This is a genomic window from Propionibacterium freudenreichii subsp. freudenreichii (assembly GCF_000940845.1).
GTDB lineage: Bacteria > Actinomycetota > Actinomycetes > Propionibacteriales > Propionibacteriaceae > Propionibacterium > Propionibacterium freudenreichii.
On sequence record NZ_CP010341.1, the window covers coordinates 1,955,503 to 1,978,994 of the forward strand.

Annotated in this window: 11 protein-coding genes, 1 tRNA gene and 3 rRNA genes; 4 read left to right on the plus strand and 11 right to left on the minus strand. The window is 62.9% G+C overall.

Annotated elements, in window-relative coordinates; genetic code table 11:
• The first annotated feature begins 15 nt into the window (after positions 1-15).
• The gene (locus RM25_RS08600; RefSeq protein ID WP_044636320.1) at positions 16-1,695 is read left to right on the plus strand and encodes a DNA repair helicase XPB; all 1,680 of its coding nucleotides are present in this window, start codon (positions 16-18) and stop codon (positions 1,693-1,695) included.
• Between the two features lie 162 nt (positions 1,696-1,857).
• Here the strand turns inward: RM25_RS08600 and RM25_RS13000 are convergent, their stop codons facing one another.
• The 11 genes from RM25_RS13000 to RM25_RS08660 form a co-directional block, all read right to left on the minus strand.
• On the minus strand, positions 1,858-2,757 hold the full coding sequence (locus RM25_RS13000; RefSeq protein WP_196482686.1) for an S-layer homology domain-containing protein: 900 nt from the start codon (positions 2,755-2,757) through the stop codon (positions 1,858-1,860).
• A gap of 24 nt (positions 2,758-2,781) precedes the next feature.
• Complete coding sequence (locus tag RM25_RS11970; RefSeq protein WP_013161687.1) at positions 2,782-3,735, minus strand: hypothetical protein; 954 nt, start codon at positions 3,733-3,735, stop codon at positions 2,782-2,784.
• A 397-nt stretch (positions 3,736-4,132) separates the two neighbouring features.
• Positions 4,133-5,515, minus strand: coding sequence for an S-layer homology domain-containing protein (locus RM25_RS13005; protein WP_013161689.1), 1,383 nt, complete (start codon positions 5,513-5,515; stop codon positions 4,133-4,135).
• A gap of 648 nt (positions 5,516-6,163) precedes the next feature.
• Positions 6,164-7,699 carry an S-layer homology domain-containing protein gene (locus RM25_RS11980; RefSeq protein WP_052809171.1) on the minus strand — a complete coding sequence of 512 codons (1,536 nt, stop codon included), beginning with the start codon at positions 7,697-7,699 and terminating at the stop codon, positions 6,164-6,166.
• Positions 7,696-8,846 (minus strand): IS3-like element ISPfr10 family transposase gene (locus RM25_RS08625; RefSeq protein ID WP_144406058.1). Its coding sequence is split into 2 segments (ribosomal slippage): positions 7,696-8,576 and positions 8,576-8,846, totalling 1,152 coding nucleotides; the frame shifts between segments, so codons are not numbered across the junction. The genes RM25_RS11980 and RM25_RS08625 overlap by 4 nt, the downstream gene beginning before the upstream one ends.
• A gap of 797 nt (positions 8,847-9,643) precedes the next feature.
• Complete coding sequence (locus RM25_RS08635; protein ID WP_013161692.1) at positions 9,644-10,204, minus strand: NUDIX hydrolase; 561 nt, start codon at positions 10,202-10,204, stop codon at positions 9,644-9,646.
• 240 nt (positions 10,205-10,444) lie between these two features.
• Positions 10,445-10,561, minus strand: a 5S ribosomal RNA gene (rrf, locus tag RM25_RS08640).
• A 142-nt stretch (positions 10,562-10,703) separates the two neighbouring features.
• Positions 10,704-13,831 (minus strand): 23S ribosomal RNA (locus tag RM25_RS08645).
• 339 nt (positions 13,832-14,170) lie between these two features.
• Positions 14,171-15,689 (minus strand): 16S ribosomal RNA (locus RM25_RS08650).
• Together the 16S, 23S and 5S rRNA genes form the textbook arrangement of a ribosomal RNA operon.
• A gap of 1,298 nt (positions 15,690-16,987) precedes the next feature.
• Entirely contained in the window at positions 16,988-18,610 is a 1,623-nt protein-coding gene (gene groL / locus RM25_RS08655; protein ID WP_013161693.1) for a chaperonin GroEL, read from the minus strand.
• A gap of 343 nt (positions 18,611-18,953) precedes the next feature.
• On the minus strand, positions 18,954-19,235 hold the full coding sequence (locus RM25_RS08660; protein WP_013161694.1) for a DUF3263 domain-containing protein: 282 nt from the start codon (positions 19,233-19,235) through the stop codon (positions 18,954-18,956).
• Positions 19,236-19,453: 218 nt separating this feature from the next.
• Here RM25_RS08660 and manA point away from each other — a divergent pair, with 218 nt between their 5' ends.
• The 3 genes from manA (at position 19,454) to RM25_RS08675 (ending at position 23,472) form a co-directional block, all read left to right on the plus strand.
• On the plus strand, positions 19,454-20,653 hold the full coding sequence (gene manA / locus RM25_RS08665; protein WP_013161695.1) for a mannose-6-phosphate isomerase, class I: 1,200 nt from the start codon (positions 19,454-19,456) through the stop codon (positions 20,651-20,653).
• A gap of 133 nt (positions 20,654-20,786) precedes the next feature.
• Positions 20,787-20,862, plus strand: a tRNA-Thr gene (locus RM25_RS08670).
• Between the two features lie 279 nt (positions 20,863-21,141).
• Positions 21,142-23,472: an MMPL family transporter gene (locus RM25_RS08675; protein ID WP_013161696.1), complete on the plus strand. Its 2,331-nt coding sequence runs from the start codon at positions 21,142-21,144 to the stop codon at positions 23,470-23,472.
• Positions 23,473-23,492 lie beyond the last annotated feature (20 nt).

Consider the following 23,492-nt stretch of genomic DNA (forward strand, 5'->3'; position numbering starts at 1 on the left):
GGATACTGGTGGGCGATGACTCACGACGGACCCCTGATTGTCCAATCCGACCGCACCCTCCTGCTCGAGGTCGACCACCCGCAGGCCGACGAATGCCGCGCGGCGATCGCGCCCTTCGCCGAGCTCGAGCGCGCCCCCGAACACGTCCACACCTACCGGCTCACGCCCCTGGGCCTGTGGAATGCCCGTGCTGCCGGCCACGATGCCGAGCAGGTGGTGCACGCCCTGCTGAGCTATTCGCGTTACCCGGTGCCCTCCGGGCTGTTGATGGACATTGCCGAGACGATGGAACGCTACGGCATCCTGCGCATCGACAAGGACCCGGCCCATGGCCTGGTGCTCACCTCCACCGACGCCGCCGTGATGACCCAGGTGCGACGCAGCGCCAAGACCAAGGGACTGCTCGGCGAGGCGGTCGATGACGCCACCGTGCTCATCCATCCCTCCGAGCGGGGGCACCTCAAGCAGGTGCTGCTGAAGCTGGGCTGGCCGGCCGAGGACGTGGCCGGCTATGTCGATGGCGAGGCGCACCAGATCGACCTTGACCTGGACGACTGGCAGTTGCGGCCCTATCAGGAATTGGCGGCCGAGTCGTTCTGGGAGGGCGGCTCGGGCGTCGTCGTGCTGCCGTGCGGCTCGGGCAAGACGATCGTCGGTGCGGCGGCGATGGCGAAGGCCCATGCCACCACGCTGATCCTGGTGACCAACACGGTGGCGGCCCGCCAGTGGCGCGACGAGTTGTTGGCCCGCACCACGCTGACCCCCGATGAGATCGGCGAATACTCGGGCGCCAAGAAGCAGATCCGTCCGGTGACGATCGCCACCTATCAGGTGATCACCACCAAGCGCGATGGCGTACACCCCCACCTGGAGCTGTTCAGCGCCCGTGACTGGGGCCTGGTGATCTATGACGAGGTGCACCTGTTGCCGGCACCGGTGTTCCGGATGACCGCGGACCTGCAGGCTCGACGCCGCCTCGGCCTCACCGCAACGCTGGTGCGCGAAGACGGCCACGAGGCCGATGTGTTCAGCCTGATCGGACCCAAGCGCTATGACGCCGCCTGGAAGCAGATGGAGGAGCAGGGCTGGATCGCGCCGGCGGACTGCGTCGAGGTGCGCGTGGACCTCAGCGAGGACGAGAAGATGGCCTATGCAATGTCCGAACCGACCGAGCGGCATCGCTTCGCGTCCACCGCGGCGTCGAAGATGCCGGTGATCTCGTCGCTGGTCAAGGCATATCGGGGAACTCCCACGCTGGTGATCGGCCAATATGTCGATCAGCTGGAGGAAGTGGCCCGTGAACTCGACTGCCCCATCATCACCGGATCGACGCCGAATCGGCAGCGCGAGAAGATCTTCGCTGATTTCCGTTCGGGAGACCTCGACCTCCTGGTGGTGAGCAAGGTCGCCAATTTCTCGGTGGACCTTCCCGTGGCACAGGTGGCCATTGAGATCTCCGGGACATTCGGGTCGCGCCAGGAAGAGGCACAGCGCCTCGGCCGCCTGTTGCGCCCCAAGCAGCGACTGAGCGGCCATGACGCCGATGGCGATAATACGGCGCATTTCTATTCGGTTGTGGCCCGCGACACGGTGGACGCCGATTTCGCCCAGCACCGGCAGCGGTTCCTGGCCGAGCAGGGCTATTCGTACCGCATCATCGATGGCGCCGAGGTGGGCACCGACGCCGCCCGCTGAGGCGGGTTGGCCGCACGACGCCCGATGACGCCGCACGGGGGCATGACCTGCTCCTGCGGGGCCCGAACAGACGAAGGTGGTGACCGGGAGGACTTCCCGGCCACCACCTTCTTGCCATGCTGGTTTCCTGTCGCGCTGGGTGGTTGCCCAGCGGTGTGGGTGTTACTTCGTGGGGTTCTCCATGCGATACAAGAACGCGGCCATCGCATCACGCGCAATCGCGGTCACCGGACGATAGGTGCCATCAGGCCAACCCGTCGACAGACCCTGCGACTGCATCCAGGCCATCTCCTTGTAGAACAACTGACTCGTCACCACATCAGAGAACGGCGAAGAACCGGGAGCCTGATAGGCCGGACTCCCGTTGTACCGGTACATGAACGCAGCCATCGCATCACGATTCACATTGTCCAACGGACGATAGGTGCCATCAGGCCAACCCGTCGCAATGCCCTTCGAACTCAACCAGCACATCTCCTTGTAATACATCGTCGAAGGAGTGATATCCCGGAACGGCGACACCGCAGGAGCCTGATAGCCGGTATCACCCGAGATCCGGTACATGAACGCCGCAAACGCATCACGATGGATACCATCCAACGGCATGTACAAACGCGAACCATCAGCCTGCACCCAACCAGTCGAATAACCAGACGTCCCCATCCAATTGATCTCAGTGAAGAACTGGTTGTTCAACGGCACATCCGCAAAGAACTGCGTCACGGCCTTGTCGGTCACTGTGAGCGTGACCACCGAGGATGTCTCGGACTTGTCGCCGCTCTTCACGACCACCTGGTACTGGGAACCGTTCAGTTCCTTGGTGGCCTGGCTCACAGACAGGGTGGCCTTCGTGGCACCGGCAACATCCTGCCACGTGCCGTCGTTGCCCTTGGCCTGCCACTGGTAGGTGAGGTTGTCACCCGCAGCGGTCACGGTGAAGCTGGCAGGTGAGCCCTCCTGCACCGTCACCGACTTCGGCTGTGCAGTGATCAGCTCTGCCGCCTCGGCGACGGTCAGAATCGCAGTCTTCGAGGTCTCCTGACCCTTGTTCTTGTCGGTCACGACCACCTGGTACTTCGAGCCGTCCTACTCGGCGGTCACCTTGGGGACCACCAGCGTGGCGCTCGTGGCACCTTCAACGTTCTGCCACTTGCCCTCTGCATCCTGCTTCTGCCACTGGAAGGTCAGGCCGGCACCGCCGTCGATGGTCTTCACGGTGAAGGTGGCATCGGTGCCAGGTGCTGCCGTCACAGGCTGCGGCTGGGCTGTGATCAGTTCGGCCGCGGCCTGAATGGTGAAGGACTGGCTGAACTGGGCGCTCTTGCCGGCCTTGTTGGTCAGCTTCACGGTCACCGTGTGGTTGCCAGCAGTCAGGCCCTCACCCAGCGACCAGCTAGCAGTCTTGTCGTCCTTGATCTCGGGTCCGTCATTCCATTCCTTGGCCCCATCAAGCTGCCACTGCGCAGTGTCGGTTGCGTCATCAGCGACGAAGGACGCTGTGGCACTGGCTCCGGCCACGGCCACCTTCAGGTTGGACAGCACTGGTCCGGGGTTCAGCTCATTGGCGGTCTTCGAGGGGCCGGCCTGGTTGAAGTAGCCATTCGTGTACGAGAAAGCCACGGTCTGGCCCGGCGTCACGTCGATGAAACCCAGCCCGACTCGGGTATCCACGAGCTTCCACGCGCCACTGGCACCGTCAACCGTGAAGTAGCGCCAACCCTTGAACAAATCGGAGCTCTTGGGATAGTCATTGATCGTCGTGGGGCCGGCTTCCAGCGGCCGCCACTCGTTCTGCGTGTAGCCCGCCGCGGGGAGCAGCTTGCTCGAGTTCACCGTGCCGACATCCACCGCGCACCTCTGCTGGATCGGGGTGCCGTCATGGTTGTCGACCACGACAGTGATGCTGTTTGCGGACTCAGCATCGGTGCAGGCACCGCCATGGGGGCCGGTGGCGGCGCTGGCGGGCTGCAACCCGGCAAACGCCGTGAGGGACAGGGTGGCGGCAGCTCCCGCTGCAACCACTCTCTTGCGAGTGAGCATGTGTTTCCTCTCATGTGGGGTGCAAAAACACAAATTTTGCGAAACTGTTGCGAAACGACAGGGTTCGCATGGTGATTCGAGCCCCGTGTGGATACGAAACGTCCGGCCGGGTCTGCTGGCCGCCATCGGTGGTGACCACCGGGCTCATGGCGATGCTCTGCAATCCAGCCGATTTGAGGCTAACACAGCCCTCTGACAGGAATACAGGCGCTCACTCGAATTCGGTGCGGATCCCCGCCGACCCATCGGGTCGATTTGTTGCGGGATTGTGCATGTCACGCCACCGAATTTGACAACTCACTGAGCACGACAACGCACGGGACACAACAACCCATGGGATGACGGTGTGGCGGTGGCAATCCTCCTGCCACCGCCACACCGTCATCGGGATCGTGGTTCAGTTCTTCATGCGGTAGATGAACGCGGCCATCGCGTCGCGTGCCACCGGGGTGACCGGACGGTAGGTGCCGTCGGGCCAGCCGGTGGAGATCCCCTTGTCAGACAGCCAGGCCATCTCCTTGTAGAACTGCTGGCCCGTGGTCACGTCACGGAACGGCGAGGTCGTGGGCGCCGTGAAGTCGGGGCTGGCGTTGAACCGGTAGAGGAAGGCGGCCATCGCGTCGCGATTCACGTCGTCGAGCGGACGGAAGGTGCCATCGTCATAGCCGGTGGCGATCCCCTTCGACTGGAGCCAGCAGATCTCCTTGTAGTACTCATCGCTGGGCGCCATGTCGCTGAACGGTGACGTGGTGGGTGCCGTGTAGTCGGGGCTGCCCGCCAGCCGGTACATGAACGCGGCGAAGGCGTCGCGGTGGATCGATTCCAGGGGACGGTATTCGTGTCCCCCGGCGACCTGCCAGCCGGTGGCATAGCCGGAGGTGCCCATCCAGTTGATCTGCGTGTAGTACATGTTGTCGCCGGGAACGTCGACGAAGTACTGACTCTGGGGATGTGCCCACACGTACAGCGTCACCACGTCGGAATCAGCGGTGCCATAGTCATTGGTCGCCTGCACCCGGTACTTGCCCTGGTCCATCGCCATCGTGGCGTTGGTGACGGTCAGGGTCGCCTGGTCTCCACCATCAACATTGACCCAGTGGCCCTGGCCATCCATACGCTGCCACTGGTAGGTGGGATCGGGGTAGCCGGTCGCCTTGGCGGTGAAGCTGGCGTCCTGGCCCACCGAGGTGGTCGGTGAGAAGGGCTGCTGGGTGATCGTCGGGGCACCGAACACCTTGAACTGGGTGCCATCGTGGCTCTCCCAGGTGTTGGTGTTGTTGTTGGCCAGGTCCCAGATGCGGATGTAGAGCGTGTGGACGCCGGGCGTCAGGTCCTTGATCGTCCAGGTGCGCAGATTGTCCGGTCCGCTGATGAAGGGCAGGTCGAACCAGGCACCGTTGTCGTCGAGCTTCCAGATGCCGCGCGATTGTGGGTCGTCGGTCTTGAAGCTCGCAGTGGTGCTGGTGGAGCCCGCCTTGACATCGGCCACCGTGACATCGGTGACGGCCGGTGGGGTGACGTCGGAGAAGGTGGGCCCGATGCCCGGCGCCTTCTGCTCGCCGGTCTTCACATATGACCAGCCCTCCACCGGGGCATGGGTGGAGTTGCTGATGTCTGACTGCGTCCAGTTGGCCCCGGCGATGCCGGTGTAGTGCAGCCATGTGTATCCGGTCTGCGCGCCGTGGGGGAACCCGTTGATGCTCGTGGGCGCGTCAGTGCCCCCGGTGGATGACGGATTGAACCCGGCACGGTAGAGCACCTGCAGCGCGCCCTGACCCATCCTGCTGGTCGACGGCCACCGGGACGGCCCCGTTGGACAGCTCGTAGGTGGTGCAGGGGCCGTCATGGCCCTTGACCGTGTCGGCGCCTGCCGACGCCGTGACGCCCAGTGAGCTGATCACCAGGGTGGCTGCGGCGGCCGTGGCCACCGTGATTCTGCGAACGGACAACTTGTTTCCCTTCCTGAGTGGATACCAAGCACGCGAACCAGCGGGGGGCTGTTTCAGCCGTCTGTGTGTGGACCACGACCCGGTGAAATCAAGTGACCCTTGGCAATCCCTCGCCCAGCACTGCGCTTCCGCGCGGCACCTGGGCGCTGATCACAGCCTCCGGTCGTGGGCAGGTTAACACAGCGCAATCACAGGACGTGATTATGCGCGGCGATTGTGGATAACACCGCGACAATGCAACATATGTTGATTTTCCTCGACGTGGCGCAAAACTCGACATCCAGTGACTGCGGACCACAACTCCCCCGGCCGCCCCACGCGCGCCGCGCTGGCCCCACGACACGGGCGGCGAAGAGACGCGAGCAGACACAAACCCGGTGGGCAAACAACACGGTAGGCCCGGAACATGTGTTCCGGGCCTACCGTGTTGTTCAGGCCGAAGACTCCTCGCTCACGAAGTGCCTTCAGTTTTCAGTTGTTCAGTTGCCCTGCAGGCGGTAGATGAAGGCAGCCATGGCGTCGCGCGCGACCGGGGTCACGGGACGGTAGGTGCCGTCTTCCCAACCAGTGGAGATGCCCTCATCGGACAGCCAGGCCATTTCCTTGTAGAACTGCTGGCTGGTGGCCACATCGTTGAACGGCGAGGTCGCCGGAGCGGTGTAGGCCGGGTTGCCCTTGAAGCGGTACATGAAGGCAGCCATGGCATCGCGGTTCACGTTGTCCAGGGGACGGAAGGTTCCGTCACCGTAACCGGTGGTGATACCGGTCGAGGCCAGCCAGGAGATCTCCTTGTAGAACTGGTTGGAGGTCGCCACATCGGAGAACGGCGAGGTAGCAGGTGGCGTGTAGGCCGGGCTACCGGCCAGACGGTACATGAACGCTGCCATCGCATCACGGTGGATCGAATCCAGCGGACGGTACTCCTTGGTGCCATCAGGCAGCACCCAACCAGTCGAAATACCCTCGCCGGCGAGCCACTCGATCTCCTTGAAGAACTCGTTGCCCTTGGGGACGTCCACGAAGGTCGCGGTCGCAACCGGCACCTCAGCAACAGTCAACTTCGCCGAGCTGGAGTACAAGGAGGCTTCCTTGCCCTGGGAATCGGCACCGGTGACGACCACGCGGTAGAGCGTGCCGTCCTGGTCCTCGGTCACCTGACGCACGGTGTAGCTCGACTTCGTGGCACCGGTGACGTCGGCCCACTCGCCGGTCACCTTGTCCTGGGACTGCCACTGGTAAGCAACCGCGGCGCCATCCACACCGGTTCCCGTGGTCTTCACGGTGAACACGGCATTGCCGCCGGGGGCAGCCGTCACATCAGTAGGCTGCTGGGCAATCGCCACCGGGCCAGCAACAACGGCCTGCTCGGTGGGCTTGCTGGTGGTCACCAGGCCGTCGGCATTGGTGACGCGGTAGGTCGCCGTGTCGATGCCCGAAGCGGCATTCGCCTGGCTCCACTTGTAGGTCCAAGCACTGGTTCCGTCCCACACGCCAGCCTTCGGCACTGCGGTCCAAGTGCCCTCTTCGTCGCCATTGTCGAGCTTGTACTCAACCTTGGTCGGCTGGTCAGTCGACGTTGCACTCGACTGAGCCGTCACGGAGAAGTCGAGGCCAACGGCGGTCGAACCCCTGGGGACGCTCTTGTCCAGGGATCCGGCGACCACCACAGGGGCGGCGGTCTTCCACGTCGACAGGTCAACGGCAGGTCCCTTGGCCGGCCCGCTACCGGTGTTGTCGCCATAGACCAGGCCGAGCACGGAGGCAGTCACCGAAGCAGGTGCAGCCTTCAGCTGGCTCCACTCCTTGGTACCGGGCTCACCGGTGAAGGCCAACCAGCCCTCGCCGTCCACTGCCTTGGCGGGCAGGCCCTGGACCGTCGTGGCCGGGAAGGCCGTTGTGTCGGCCGAGAAACCCGCATCCGTCAACAGCTGGCTGACATCGCGAGTGACGTCATCCTTACCGGACAGGTTCACTGCGCACTTGGTCTGGATGCCCTTGTGGGCCGCCCCCTTCATTCGGTCCGGTCGCTCTGTGAGTCGTCGGTTTCGATTTGATGGGTGCACTGCCGAGCGTACTCGGCCGGGGGTAGGTAGCCGAGCGATGAGTGCCGACGCTGATGGTTGTACTCGGTCTTCCAGTCGCCGATCACGACCTGAGCGTGCAGCAGTGAGTAGAAGCTGTTGATGTTGAGGCACTCGTCGCGGAGGCGGCTGTTGAACGATTCGACGTATCCGTTGTGCCAGGGCGAGCCGGGCGGAATGTAGAACAGGCCGGTGCGGGTACCCGCCCAGTCGGCCATCGCGTCGCTGATGAACTCGGGCCCGTTGTCGCTGCGGAGCACACCCGGTGCACCGCGGACGGCGACGAGCTCTTCGAGGTGGGCGGTGAGCCGGTCGGCGGTGATCGACCGCTCCACGAGCCCGCCGATGCATTCGCGGGTGTGCTCGTCGACGATGGAGCAGATCTTGATCGGGCAGCCCCGCTCGTCGGCGTCGAACTGGAAGTCCACCGCCCATACGAGGTTCGGTGCGACCGCCGCCGGGGCGTCGACGGTCGAGGATCCGACACGCTTGCGGCGTCGCCGCTGCGGGACGCGGAGGCCTTCGGCTCGCCAGAGGCGTTGGATCTTCTTGTGGTTGACCGCCCAGCCCTCACCCCGGGCGTCGTGATACGCCCGCCGGTACCCGTAGCGGGGATGCTTCTTCGCCCACGCGCGCAGCCAGTCTCGCAACGCGCGATCAGGGTCGGCGACCGTGTCGCCCTTGAGCGGGCGACGGTACGCGGACCTGCTCAGCCCGGCCAGACGGCACGCCATCCGCTCGCTCACCTGCAGTGTCCTGATCAGGTGCGAGACGGCGGCGCGGCGCCTGCCCGGGCCTAGAAGTTTCCCTCGGCCAGCTCCTTGAGCGCAGCCTTCTCCAGCTCCGCTTCGGCCAGCAACCGCTTGAGCGTGGCGTTCTGCTTCTCCAGCTCCCTGAGGCGCTTCGCGTCGTCGGCCTTCAGTCCGCCGTACTGGTTACGCCACCGGTAACACGTCTGCTCGGATATCCCAAGCTCCCGACACACCGCGGCGATGTCGCTGCCGTCGGCGAGCATCCTGTCGGCCTGCCCGAGCTTGCGGACGACCTGCTCCGGGGTGTGACGCTTCCTGCTGTTCGACATGATCTGACCAGTCTCCCTGCCCGCAACCACGGGCGACAGGACGACTCCCAGAACCACCGGACCTAAAAAACGGGGTCAGCCCACTTGGCCTTGTCGACGGAGGTGAAGTCAACCACCACTGACTTGGAGCCGGGCGCATCAGCTGAGGTGCAGTACCCCTCGTGAGTGGACGCCACCTCCTTGGCATTCGCAGGCGCCATGCCCGCAAACGTCGTCACAAACATGGCGGCCGCAGCACCTGTGGCCACCGCAATCCTACGAACAGACAACTTGTTTCCTTTCAAGCCTGGACAAGGGTGCACGGCCGACCTTCAAGAGCTCTGCCGGGATGTTCGAACACCCATGTCCTCTGGGAAAATTCATGGCCTTCGATGGGTTCCCTAGGATTGGCGACGCACTATGCCGAGGCAAGAGCATCATCAATCGAACTACCCGTCCAGCCGCTAGAACAGTAACAGAGCCACTGCTCCTTCGCGGTGACTACTGAGGACTGTTTCCCCTAGTCAGAGCCATCTTCAAAGAGGCTTCGAAGAGTCCTGTCAAGCACTTGGGGACTATTGGTGTTATCGGTGGCATAGAACGCTGTTATCCGTGCGGCGCGCCGCTCAAACGGCCCCCGAATCGGCCTTCACGCACAAATCACACAGTTATCGGGGCCCGTGATTCCGCTCGAAGACGAGCATGGTGCCTGCGTGTCGTCCACATGGTGGATAACCGAACAGCTCCATTCCCAGAGCCGGAACCCCCGGCCTGCCCGGCAGGTGTACCCGCCTCGGCCCGGCGTGTGGACCTCGGGGCTACTGGGACCGCTGCGCGTCGGTGAGGGGAACGGTCGACTCCTCGACAACGCCCATGTCAAAGTAGATGCCCGGCCGGTACTTCCACAGCTGCACGAGCTGCTTCGGCCACACCGTGACCGTCGCCAGTTCCTCTCGCGTGAACCACCGCGTGGCCTGGAGGGTGATCTTCTCCTCCTCCGTGTAGCCACTGGAGCTTGTCCGGAAGGGCTCGGTCCGCACGATATAGAACTGCTCGTGCTGGATCAGGACCTGATCCGAGTAACCATGGCGCACGGTGCGATCACCAATGGGCCCCTCGAGGTCCTTCTCGGTGATCACAAGGCCCGTCTCCTCCTGGAGTTCGCGCACGGCCGCCTGTTCATAGGTCTCGCCGGGCCCGACGCCACCACCCGGGGTGACCCACCAGACGACACCCGGCTTACCGGGATCGCTGTCCTCCTCGAGGAGGACCTTGTCGTCGGCAATCACCAGGACGCGACTGGCGGTGCGGTGCCGAATGGGTCGCTGCTCCGCAGGAACGGTCACGAAGCTGCGGGGATGCTCGTCTTCCAATGCCATGGGGCAAGGCTATCCGCATGGCCATGCTCGCTCGGTAGGCGAACCCCGCAGGAGGGTCCGGGGCACGTGAACGCTCCCAGGACGCAAAAAACCCGGGACAAGACCTCGTATGAGGTGTCCCGGGAAAACAAACAGTGGACGCAACGCTTGCACCGTGTTGACGGCACCGCATTGATTGCACGCTGAAGAGGTGCTGAATGTAGTAACTCCCTCCCACCATCGGGTGGGAGGGAGTTGAAAGTCCGGCGGCTTCCTAGTCTCCCACAGGCTCCCGCCTGCAGTACCATCGGCGTAGAAAGGCTTAACTTCCGGGTTCGGAATGGGACCGGGTGTTTCCCTCTCGCTATGGCCACCGAAACAACTATCGGCTTACTACGTGTACAACCCCCCACACCAACCCCAACAGGGCGGCATGAACAGGAGGTTCCCGACCGTATACCGGGAACGACACAGTGGACGCGAACAAAACTCTTCACAACAATCTACAAGAATTAAAGTGTGGGACAAGCCCTCGGCCACTTAGTATCGGTCAGCTCCACATGTCACCATGCTTCCACATCCGACCTATCACCCGGTGGTCTACCGGGGGCCTTACCACATTAACTGTGCAGGAACCCTCATCTTGAAGCGTGCTTCCCACTTAGATGCTTTCAGCGGTTATCACTCCCCAACGTAGCCAACCAGCCATGCTCCTGGTGGAACAACTGGCACACCAGAGGTTGGTCCGTCCCGGTCCTTGCGTACTAAGGACAGCCCTTCTCAAGATTCCTACGCGCGCAGCGGATAGGGACCGAACTGTCTCACGACGTTCTTAACCCAGCTCGCGTGCCGCTTTAATGGGCGAACAGCCCAACCCTTGGGACCGACTCCAGCCCCAGGATGCGACGAGCCGACATCGAGGTGCCAAACCATTCCGTCGCTGTGAGCGCTCGGGAAAGATCAGCCTGTTATCCCCGGGGTACCTTTTATCCGTTGAGTTCTGGCGATTCCACAATCCACCAGAAGATCACTAGTCCCGACTTTCGTCCCTGCTCGACATGTCTGTCTCACAGTCAAGCTCCCTTGTGCACTTACACTCAACACCTGATTACCAACCAGGCTGAGGGAACCTTTGGGCGCCTCCGTTACCTTTTGGGAGGCGACCGCCCCAGTCAAACTACCCATCAGGCACTGTCCCTGATCCGGATCACGGACCTAGGTTAGATAACCAGAACGACCAGAGTGGTATTTCAACAATGACTCCACAATCACTAGCGTGACCGCTTCAAAGTCTCCCACCTATCCTACACAAGTCGTACCGATCACCAATACCAAACTATAGTAAAGGTCCCGGGGTCTTTCCGTCCTGCTGCGCGTAACGAGCATCTTTACTCGTAATGCAATTTCGCCGAGTTCATGGTGGAGACAGCGCCCAAGTCGTTACTCCATTCGTGCAGGTCGGAACTTACCCGACAAGGAATTTCGCTACCTTAGGATGGTTATAGTTACCACCGCCGTTTACTGGGGCTTAAGTTCAGTGCCTCGCACAAAAGTGCTAACACGTCCCCTTAACCTTCCAGCACCGGGCAGGAGTCAGTCCGTATACATCGTCTTTCGACTTAGCACGGACCTGTGCTTTTAGTAAGCAGTCGCTTGGGCCTATTCTCTGCGACTATCGACGCACCGACAAGTAAACTGCCGTCACGCCTCCAGTCTCCCTTATTCCGAAGTTACGGGAGGATTTTGCCGAGTTCCTTCACCATGATTATCTCGATCGCCTTGGTATTCTCTACCTATCCACCAGTGTCGGTTTGGGGTACGGGCAGCTCGAGAACTCGCTCACGAAGATTTTCTAGGCAGCATAGGATCATCCGGATACGTACCACAAAAGTGGCACCACTCATCACCTCTCAGGCACACGTCCGACCGGATTTACCTGGCCAGACACCCTACAGGCTTAACACCGCAAACCAATACGGTGCCAGACTACCTTCCTGCGTCCCTCCGCAGCTTGCCTACTACAAGATCGGGTTACAGACTCAACGATCAGGGAACCGAAGCCCCCACGACCGCCTTGCATGCTTAGCATCACTCACCTCGGCAGGATCGTTCTCGCGCCGGTACGGGAATATCAACCCGTTGTCCATCGACTACGCCTGTCGGCCTCGCCTTAGGACCCGACTCACCCAGGGCAGATTAGCTTGACCCTGGAACCCTTGGATATTCGGCGGACGGGTTTCTCACCCGTCATACGCTACTCATGCCTGCATTCTCACTTGCGTGCACTCCACGACCGGGTCACCCCGCCGCTTCAACGCACACACAACGCTCCCCTACCCATCCACGCACCTGGACACCCCAAAGGATGCCGGATACACGCGTAGATGCCACAGCTTCGGCGGATGACTTGAGCCCCGCTAAATTGTCGGTGCAGAATCACTTGACCAGTGAGCTATTACGCACTCTTTCAAGGATGGCTGCTTCCAAGCCAACCTCCTGGTTGTCTCCGCAACTCCACGTCCTTTTCCACTTAGTCACCACTTAGGGGCCTTAGCTGATGATCTGGGCTGTTTCCCTCTCGACGACGAAGCTTATCCCCCGCCGTCTCACTGCCATGCTCTCACTTGTCGGCATTCGGAGTTTGGCTGATTTCGGTAAGCTGGTAAGCCCCCTAGACCATCCAGTGCTCTACCTCCGACAAGAAACACATGACGCTGCACCTAAATGCATTTCGGGGAGAACCAGCTATCACGGTGTTTGATTGGCCTTTCACCCCTATCCACAGCTCATCCCCCAGGTTTGCAACCCTGGTGGGTTCGGGCCTCCACGACGTCTTACCGTCGCTTCACCCTGGCCATGGATAGATCACACCGCTTCGGGTCTAGAGCATGCGACTCAAACGCCCTATTCGGACTCGCTTTCGCTACGGCTTCCCCACACGGGTTAACCTCGCCACACACCACTAACTCGCAGGCTCATTCTTCAAAAGGCACGCCGTCACCCACCACAAGGGCAGGCTCCGACGGATTGTATGCGATCGGTTTCAGGTACTATTTCACTCCCCTCCCGGGGTACTTTTCACCTTTCCCTCACGGTACTTGTCCGCTATCGGTCACCAAGGAGTATTTAGGCTTAACGGGTGGTCCCGCCAGATTCGTACGGAATTTCAGGGGTTCCGTACTACTTGGGAAAACATTAAGAGAGAGATCAACTTACGCATACAGGGGTATCACCATCTATGCCGCGCCTTCCCAGACGCTTCTGCTTCATCAATCCTTTATCACTCTCCGACCTCACGGCAGTTCAGTCAAAACGCTTCCCACAACCCCGCACATGCAACACCTGCCGGCTATCACACACATACGGTTTGGCCTCTTCCGCTTTCGCTCGCCACTACTCACGGAATCACGGTTGTTTTCTCTTCCTGTGGGTACTAAGATGTTTCACTTCCCCACGTTCCCTCCAACCGCCCTATACATTCAGGCGGCGGTCGCCAGTAGCTAAACTGGTCACCTTCGAGGTTTCCCCATTCGGACATCCCCGGATCAAAGCTCGTTTACCAGCTCCCCAGGGCTTATCGCAGGTTACAACGTCCTTCATCGGCTCTTGGTGCCTAGGCATCCACCGATCGCACTTAGTAGCTTGTCACACAAAACTCATAAAAAACTACAAAGATGCTCGCGTCCACTGTGAAGTTCTCAACATACGGGCGGACCCAACCAGCCACCCCCCAAACACGGGGAACAACCACCTGGCCACACCGAAAAACCAGCCACAAACATGGCCGATCCCTCAGGACCCAACAACGTGCCTCCCACGACCACCAACCAACCCCCACCCGCGTTCCACACCAACACCCCAACAGGGCACCAGCAGTACTAACAAACAGAAACCAGCCGACAATCTACGGTCAATGCTCCACAACCTCCACCACCAACGCCGCAGGACACAGCCCACGAAACGCACGATGGCGAAAAGGCTCCTTAGAAAGGAGGTGATCCAGCCGCACCTTCCGGTACGGCTACCTTGTTACGACTTAGTCCTAATCACCAGTCCCACCTTCGACGGCTCCCCCCAAAAGGTTGGGCCACCGGCTTCGGGTGTTACCGACTTTCATGACTTGACGGGCGGTGTGTACAAGCCCCGGGAACGTATTCACCGCAGCGTTGCTGATCTGCGATTACTAGCGACTCCGACTTCATGGGGTCGAGTTGCAGACCCCAATCCGAACTGAGACCGGCTTTCTGAGATTCGCTCACCCTCACAGGCTCGCAACTCTTTGTACCGGCCATTGTAGCATGCGTGAAGCCCTGGACATAAGGGGCATGATGACTTGACCTCATCCCCACCTTCCTCCGAGTTGGCCCCGGCGGTCTCCAATGAGTCCCCAGCCGAACTGCTGGCAACATTGGACGAGGGTTGCGCTCGTTGCGGGACTTAACCCAACATCTCACGACACGAGCTGACGACAGCCATGCACCACCTGTGTACCAGCCAAAAAGGCACGCCCATCTCTGAACGCTTCCAGTACATGTCAAACCCAGGTAAGGTTCTTCGCGTTGCATCGAATTAATCCGCATGCTCCGCCGCTTGTGCGGGGCCCCGTCAATTCCTTTGAGTTTTAGCCTTGCGGCCGTACTCCCCAGGCGGGGTACTTAATGCGTTAGCTACGGCACGGACCCCGTGGAAGGGACCCACACCTAGTACCCACCGTTTACGGCGTGGACTACCAGGGTATCTAAGCCTGTTTGCTCCCCACGCTTTCGCTTCTCAGCGTCAGGAAATGTCCAGAGAACCGCCTTCGCCACTGGTGTTCTTCCCGATATCTGCGCATTCCACCGCTCCACCGAGAGTTCCATTCTCCCCTACATTCCTCAAGTCAACCCGTATCGAAAGCAAGCCCAGAGTTAAGCCCTGGAATTTCACTTCCGACGTGATCAACCGCCTACAAGCTCTTTACGCCCAATAATTCCGGACAACGCTCGCACCCTACGTATCACCGCGGCTGCTGGCACGTAGTTAGCCGGTGCTTCTTCTCCCACTACCGTCACTTGCGCTTCGTCATGGATGAAAGCGGTTTACAACCCGAAGGCCGTCATCCCGCACGCGGCGTTGCTGCATCAGGCTTGCGCCCATTGTGCAATATTCCCCACTGCTGCCTCCCGTAGGAGTCTGGGCCGTATCTCAGTCCCAATGTGGCCGGTCACCCTCTCAGGCCGGCTACCCGTCGCTGCCTTGGTAGGCCATTACCCCACCAACAAGCTGATAGGCCGCGAGACGATCCCTGACCGCATAAAGCTTTCCAACCCGACCCATGCAGGCCAGGCTCATATTCGGGATTACCACCAGTTTCCTGGAGCTATACCGAAGTCAAGGGCACGTTCCTCACGTGTTACTCACCCGTTCGCCACTCGTGTACCCCCCGAAAGGGGCCTTACCGTCCGACTTGCATGTGTTAAGCACGCCGCCAGCGTTCGTCCTGAGCCAGGATCAAACTCTCCGTTGAAAAAATATCGGCACAACCACAACCCCACCCCAAAAGGACAGGACCACAGCAGAAACCGTCAACAAAAAGTAGAACCTGACCAAGCCCAAAAACTGGACTCAATCAAATAATACAAACTACAAAGGAATCCAAAACCATCAACAATCCCACCAAAGCAGGACCATCAACGATCACGGAAACAAAATAAAATCATTGACTATAAAAAGACACGCTGTTGAGTTCTCAAGAAACGGACACACACGAACCAACACCCAAAAACTTCCTTCAGGCACCAACTCGAGGTGACTTAACTATCGTAGAGCATTCACACCAACAAATCAAATCCGGTGAACCGTCTTTGTCGGGCTCAATTCTCAGGCTTTATGCACTTGGCACTCAGCCCTTGATTCAGGCCCTTTGTTGAGTTGTGAACCACCCTGCGGCAGCTCGGACAACATTACGTGCTCCTGCAGCAGATGTCAAATGAGAGGTCCCACCCCCTCCGAACGGCCCTGGGACGATCGCTCGCGGGGGCTCCCTTCCCGCGTCCACCCCCCCTACTGGCCGCTACCTGCTGTCTGCCCCTGCCTCTGCCCCCGCATGCGGTCTGCGGGAACAGAGCCACACCAGGGTGGCCCGGGGCGCGCGGCGACCCACAAGGGCGAGCGCGCTTCTGCCCGTCCCTGCTGGCATGGGGAGTGCGCGGCCCCTACCGGCTGTGGCGTCCCCTCCCTGGGGGAAGGTGCGCTGACTCCCTGCCCGGCACGTCCCCGCGCCGGTGGAGACCAACACGGGTGTCCCAGCGTGTTCTCTCCGGACACGTTGTGGCGTTGAGTGAGGGGCGAGCCCTGAGATGGTCGTAGCTGTCGCGCCGCGCGGTGGATCCGGCGGAGCACCGACTCAGGCGGTGATGCCGTCCACAACGCGGTGGTCAGTAACGCAGGGCCTCCTATAGGAGCAGGTGCAGGTGGAAGACGGTCGCCGAGGCACGACAGCCCCCGGACGGGACGCTCCCACGGACAAGACAGGGTCCCCGGGCACAGCCGGCCCCGGACACCTCCTCGCGGGATCCCCCACAACTAGCGGACCCCGAAGGCTAGGTCCTCTGACAAGACCGGCCCACGACAAAGCGGTGGGGCCGACTCCGAAGAGCCGACCCCACCGCTTGTCGTGCACCAACCACGCGTGCACTCGTCGTTCAGGTGATGCGATGTAGCCCGCATGTCGGGGGCGAGGGCGTTGTCACCATCTGGTGGGTATCCACCATCCGTGCAACCGACCTGTCACCTGTCCATGCAGCTACCTGCACATACCGTCTATCAGTACATGCCGCCCATCTCGTCACCAGCGCCGGCCGGAGCAGCAGGCTTCGGCTCGGGCTTGATGGCGATGACTGCCTCAGTGGTGAGGAACAGTCCGGCGATCGACGAGGCATTCACCAGCGCGGAGCGGGTGACCTTGGCCGGATCGATGACGCCGGCCTTCACCAGGTCCTCGTACTCGCCGGTAGCCGCGTTCAGGCCCTCGCCGGGCTTGAGGCCCTTCACCTTCTCTGCCACGACGCCGCCCTCGAGGCCGGCATTGGTGGCAATCTGCTTCAGCGGAGCCTCGGCAGAGGTGAAGACGATCTCGGCACCGATCTGCTCGTCAGCCGTGAGGCCCTCGAGCGTGGCGGCCTTGGCCGCCTGGATCAGGGCCACGCCGCCGCCGGGAAGGATGCCCTCTTCGACGGCAGCCTTGGCGTTGCGCACGGCATCCTCGATGCGGTGCTTCAGCTCGGAGGCCTCGACCTCGGTGGCTGCGCCGACCTTGATGACGGCCACGCCGCCGGCCAGCTTCGCCAGGCGCTCCTGCAGCTTCTCGCGGTCGTAATCGGAATCAGAGTTCTCGATTTCGTTGCGGATCTGCTTGATGCGGCCCTGGATCTGGTCCTTGTCGCCAGCGCCATCGACGATGGTGGTGGCGTCCTTGCTCACGGTGATGCTGCGGGCACGCCCGAGCATTTCCACGGGCAGGGTGTCGAGCGACAGGCCCACGGTCTCGGAAACGACCTGGCCACCGGTGAGGGTGGCGATGTCGCCGAGCATGGCCTTGCGACGGTCACCGAAGGCGGGGGCCTTGACGGCGACGCTCTTGAAGGTGCCACGGATCTTGTTGACGATCAGGCCGGCCAGGGCCTCACCATCGACGTCCTCGGCGATCACCAGGAGCGCCTTGCCCGTCTGCTGCACCTTCTCAAGGATGGGCAGCAGGTCCTTCAACGAGCTGACCTTGCCGTCGACGATCAGGATGTAGGGATCGTCGAGCACGGCTTCCATGCGCTCGGTGTCGGTGACGAAGTAGGGGCTGATGTAGCCCTTGTCGAAGTTCATGCCCTCGGTGAGCTCGAGCTCCAGGCCGAAGGTGTTCGAATCCTCGACGGTGATGACGCCTTCCTTGCCGACCTTGTCCATGGCCTCGGCGATCTGCTCGCCGACGGACTCATCGCCAGCGGAGATCGACGCGGTCTGGGCGATCTGCTCGCGCGTCTCGACGTCAATGGCCATCGCGCTCAGCTGCTTGCTGATGGCCTCGGTGGCCTTCTCAATGCCACGCTTCAGCTCGATGGGGTTGGCACCGGCCGTGACATTGCGCAGGCCCTCGCGGACCATTGCCTGTGCCAGGACCGTTGCGGTGGTGGTGCCGTCGCCGGCGACGTCGTCAGTCTTCTTGGCGACCTCCTTGACCAGCTCAGCGCCGATCTTGTGGTAGGGGTCAGCAAGCTCGATCTCCTTGGCGATCGAGACGCCGTCGTTGGTGATGGTGGGGGCGCCCCACGACTTCTCCAACACGACATTGCGACCCTTGGGGCCGAGCGTCACCTTGACCGCGTCTGCGAGGGTGTTCATGCCCTCTTCAAGGCCGCGGCGGGCCTCGCTGTCGAATTCAATAAGCTTTGCCATTGTTGGTGGGAATCCTCCCGCGCCGCAGACTGCCGGCGCTTCGTATGTTGGCGAGGGCCAACGGCCCCCGGGTACTTGTCGGAGGGGAATGATGGTGCCCGCGACGGACGACCGGTTTCCGGCCTCACCCTCGATTCCCTGCGTGGCACTCAGCCACGCCGAGTGCTAACACCATTTTTAGCACTCGACCGAAGCGAGTGCAAAGGTCTGACGTGGACTTGAGCCGCCCCGACTCAACCATGGATGGCCCCGCAGGCACTTCGGGGGACGCCCGAACGTCGGGACGAGGGCCCGTTGCACCGCCGTTGCGGCGTCGACAAGGGCAATCACTGCCCCGGGGGCGCTAGGCCTTGTGCAGCCGGTGCGCCGACCGCTCCCGTTGGCGCTGCTCACGCAGGCGACGCAGTCGCTTCACCAACAGCGGATCGTGGGCCAGGGCCTCGGGACGGTCGATCAGCGAGTTCAGGATCAGGTAATAGCGCGGGGTCGACAGGTCGAAGCGTTCCCGGATCTCCTGCTCCTTGGAGACGCGTGACTTCCACCAGGTCTTCTCGAAGTCGAGGATCGCGATGTCGCGCGGCGACAACTCGGGGCCGCTCTGCGCGTCGTGTGCTACCTGGGGCATACCCGCAGTCTAACGACTCACCGCCCATGGTCTGAAAGCCTGTGGAACCGGCGACACGGCCCGCGGCGGCGGCTGGGGATATTGCCCGGCCGGGGCCTCCAACTGACATGATGGACAGCGCCGGACCGGTGAGGGGTGCGGCCATCGCGGAGCACGACATCGCCACAGAAGGCCCGAAAGCAGGACCTGGAAACGCAGGACCTGAGAGAAGGAAGAGCATGCGATCTCTGACAGGCATCGTGAAGAACTACGCCTGGGGATCACCCACAGCCATTCCAGCCATCCTCGGCACCGTGCCCGATGAGACGCCGCAGGCCGAGTACTGGCTGGGCGCGCACGACTCCGCACCTGCCAAGGTGGACGGCACCACCCTGGACCGGCTACTGGCCGATGAACCGCAGTTGTTGGGCGGCCCGGTGAATGAGCGCTTCGGCGGCAAGCTGCCCTTCCTGATGAAGATCCTCGCCGCCGCCCAGCCACTGAGCCTGCAGGCACATCCCTCCGCGGAACAGGCCGAGGCCGGATTCGCCGCCGAGGAAGCACGCGGGGTGCCGGTGGACGACCCGAAGCGCACCTTCAAGGACACCTGGCCCAAGCCGGAGGTGCTGGTGGCGCTGAGCCCCTTCGAGGCGCTGGCCGGCTTCCGTGATCCCAAGCGCACCGTGGCCCTGTTCGACGAGCTGCAGCCGCGCGAACCCCTGGAATCGTTGATCGGCCCGCTGCGCCACCGCGGCGCCGAGGCGGGCCTGGCCGAGGTGTTCCTCGAATGCCTGTGTCCCGACGACGAGCACAAGGCCATGGTGAACGGGGTGCTCGCCGCGGCGCTGCCCCATGAGCACGACAAGTCGCCGCTCGGCGACTTCGCCCGCCTGGCACTGCGCCTCGACGAGTTCTACCCCAGCGACCCGGGCATCCTCGCGGCCCTGCTGCTGAACCACTTCACGCTGAAGCCGGGGCAGGGACTGCGGGTGCAGGCCGATGTGCTGCACGCCTACGTGCAGGGCACCGGAATCGAGATCATGGCAAGCTCCGACAACGTGGTGCGGGGCGGGCTGACCCACAAGCACATTGACGTGAAGGCCCTGGTGGACCTGCTGGACTTCAGCCCGAGCACGCCGCAGATCATCACCCCGACCCCCGTCGGTGGTGGCCTGGCCCGCTACCAGACGCCCGACGAGCAGTTCGCCCTGTGGCGCGCCGAATTGTCGCCCGACCGCACGGTGACCCTGCCCGCCCAGCAGATGTCGCGCATCCTGCTGGTGATCGAGGGCCATGTTGACGTGATGGACGCCCGGGGCCAGCACAAGGCCGAACTCGTGCAGGGCCAGTCGGCCTTCTTCGACGCCGGCGAGGACGTCACCCTCAAGGGAAGTTGCCTGGCATTCCTGGCGGCCCCCGGTCTCCACGAGGCGATCTAGTCCCCCGTCGCCGGTTCGCGCCGGACGCGGCTGGCGGGCAGAATGGCCCGGCAGGCACAATGGTGCCCGCAGCCTGGGCCCTGGCACGTTGGGCCCTTGCAGATCGGGTCAACGCAGGTTGACCAACCGGCACGCCTCCGTAGCTCAGCGGCCAGAGCATTCGCCTTGTAAGCGAAGGGTCGAGGGTTCGACTCCCTCCGGGGGCTCCATGTGGACCGGCTCGTCCCGGACAGGGGAATGGGGCGCCGGATCACCCACCAGACCCGACGCCCCAAGTTTTGGACTCCCGGCTTGTCCTTGCCGTCCATCCGGCCTTCCCCGGGAGCAGTTCCCATTGTGCGCAGCGTGATTGTGGTCACCGTCAGGCGTCGCTGTGGGTTGGCTGTCATTTCGACCCCCACCGGGGCTCCTTCCGCAGGCCGATGGGCGGCCCCTCGGGGCCGGAGCCATCACGAAACCCGGTGTTATCCTGAGCGGACCGTCCGGCTATGGCAGCCGCGCATTGGGAGACTCAGTTGTTCACTCGCATCGGCAGGGCCGTGTCCCGCCACCCACTGGCCTTCGTCCTCATCTGGGCGGTGGTGCTGGGCATCACAGGAAGCCTGGCGCTCACCGGATGGGGTGGCCAGAACCTGTTCTCCCGGCTGACCAGCAGCGAGACCAATGTGCCCGACACCGACTCACAGCACGTCGCCGACACCGTGGCCGAGGCCCGGGGATCGTCGACCACGGTGACGATCGTGGTGACCGGCGTCGACGTGCGGACGCACCGGGCGCAGGCTGGCGAGTTGGTCGCCACGCTGCGCGACAAGCTCGACGTCGAGCACGTGGCCTCCGTCACCGACGCCTTCTCGGTGCTGGCCCGGGTTCCCGGGACGGATCCGGCGCTGGCACAGGCCGATCCGGCCGCAGCACGTGCCGCGGCCGAGGCGACCGCCAGGGCACAGGCCTCGGCGCAGGCGATGCTGGCCGCCGACGGGAACGGGTTCACCGAGGTGATCACGCTGGATGCGGGGCTTGACGCCAAGCAGCAATCGGCAGCCCACGAGGCACTCGATGCCGCCCTGCCCGGCTATCTCGACGGGCTGCACGAGCAATTCCCCGGGGCCGAGGCCTATCAGGTGTCGACCCGCGCCATCGGCGACTCGATCATCGACCTGGTGCAGAAGGACCTGATCCGCGGGGAGAGCGTCGGGCTACCGGTGGCCCTGGTGCTGCTGGTGATCGTCTTCGGCGGACTGCTCGCCGCAGGGCTTCCGCTGGTCGGAGCGCTCACCTCCATCGGCGTCGGCATGGGTGGCCTGTGGCTCCTCACCCATGTGATGGGCATCGATTCGTTCATCCTCAATGTGATCTCGATCATCGGCCTGGCGCTGTCGATCGACTACGGGCTATTGGTGGTGAGCCGCTACCGCGAGGAACTCGCCGAACGCCTCGACGCCGACGCGGCAGTGGCCGCCGACCGACACCGGACGCACCAGCTGGTGCGCCAGTGCGTGGCCCGGTCGATCGAGACCGCCGGACGCACGGTGTCGTTCTCGGCGCTGACCATCGCCTTCTCGATCGGCGGGCTGCTGGTGATGCGTTCGTCCATCCTCAAGACGATCGCCCTGGGCGGCATCATCGTGACGGTGATCGCCGTGCTCAGCGCGGTGACGCTCATCCCGGCGATCATCACCCTGTTGGGCTCGCACATGGTGCGGCCCTCGGTGCTGGCACGGGTGCCCGGACTGCGCGGGTTGGTGCGGGCGGTGGGCGATGCGTCGAGTGACACCGGTGCCTTCCACAAGCTCGCCCACCGGGTGATCGCGCACCCGTGGATCATCATGGTGGTGGTGAGCGCCATCCTGGCGCTGATGGCCTCCCCGATCGGCACGCTGCGGCTGCGCACCGCGTTCACCGACTACATGCCGGCCAACTCGATGATCCGAACCGGCTACGACACCCTGCAGTCGCAGTATCCGGCGATGGCGACGCCGTCGATCACCCTGATTGCCGAGGCGCCACCGGAACGAACCGGCGCCCTGGTGTCACAGATCGAGGACCTTGCCCACGTCACCCGGGTGAGCCCCGGCGCGCTGGCGGACAAGCCCGGGCTGACGCGCATCGACGTGCGGGTCGACGCGTCCGACCAGGTGGGCCCCGAGGTGAGCGACATGGTGCGCACCCTGCGGGGCGAGGACCCCGGATACCGGATCTGGGTGGGCGGCGCGGCGGCCTCGCAGATCGACTTCAACCACTCACTGGCCCAGGGCGCACCGTGGTCAGCGTTGATCATCGTGGTCTCGGTGCTGGTGCTGCTGTTCCTCATGACCGGGTCATTGATCGTGCCCCTCAAGGCGCTGCTCATCAACAGCCTGTCGCTGGTGGCCTCCTTGGGAGTGACGGCCTGGCTGTTCGAGGGCGGCCACCTGGGACTGCCACAGGTGAACGGGCTGGAGACCTTCATCGTGGCGTGCATGCTGGCCTTCGGATTCGGGCTGGCGATGGACTACGAGGTGTTCCTGCTGGCGCGCATCAAGGAGTACTGGGAAGCCGGCCACGACAACAACGAGGCCGTGGCCCGTGGACTCCAACGGTCGGGACGCATCATCACCTCGGCGGCGGCGATCATCATCGCGGTGTTCCTCGGGTTCGTCTCGGGCGAGATGCTGGCCATCAAGGAGCTCGGCGTCGCACTGGCAATCATGGTGGCCACCGACGCCACCCTGGTGCGGCTGCTCCTGGTGCCCAGCACGATGACGGTGCTCGGCCACTGGAACTGGTGGGCGCCGCGGCCCCTGCGGAAGGTCTACGAGCGCTTCCAGCTGCACCACTGAGCCACTGGGACCCGACCCCG

Bases quoted from the DNA above. Each gene is read 5' to 3' on its own strand.
- RM25_RS08635 (WP_013161692.1), bottom strand. From the start codon at position 10,204: ATGGCATTGGAAGACGAGCATCCCCGCAGCTTCGTGACCGTTCCTGCG.
- RM25_RS13005 (WP_013161689.1), bottom strand. From the start codon at position 5,515: ATGGGTCAGGGCGCGCTGCAGGTGCTCTACCGTGCCGGGTTCAATCCG.
- RM25_RS11980 (WP_052809171.1), bottom strand. From the start codon at position 7,699: ATGAAGGGGGCGGCCCACAAGGGCATCCAGACCAAGTGCGCAGTGAAC.
- manA (WP_013161695.1), top strand. From the start codon at position 19,454: ATGCGATCTCTGACAGGCATCGTGAAGAACTACGCCTGGGGATCACCC.
- RM25_RS08660 (WP_013161694.1), bottom strand. From the start codon at position 19,235: ATGCCCCAGGTAGCACACGACGCGCAGAGCGGCCCCGAGTTGTCGCCG.
- RM25_RS08600 (WP_044636320.1), top strand. From the start codon at position 16: ATGACTCACGACGGACCCCTGATTGTCCAATCCGACCGCACCCTCCTG.
- groL (WP_013161693.1), bottom strand. From the start codon at position 18,610: ATGGCAAAGCTTATTGAATTCGACAGCGAGGCCCGCCGCGGCCTTGAA.
- RM25_RS08675 (WP_013161696.1), top strand. From the start codon at position 21,142: ATGGCAGCCGCGCATTGGGAGACTCAGTTGTTCACTCGCATCGGCAGG.
- RM25_RS11970 (WP_013161687.1), bottom strand. From the start codon at position 3,735: ATGCTCACTCGCAAGAGAGTGGTTGCAGCGGGAGCTGCCGCCACCCTG.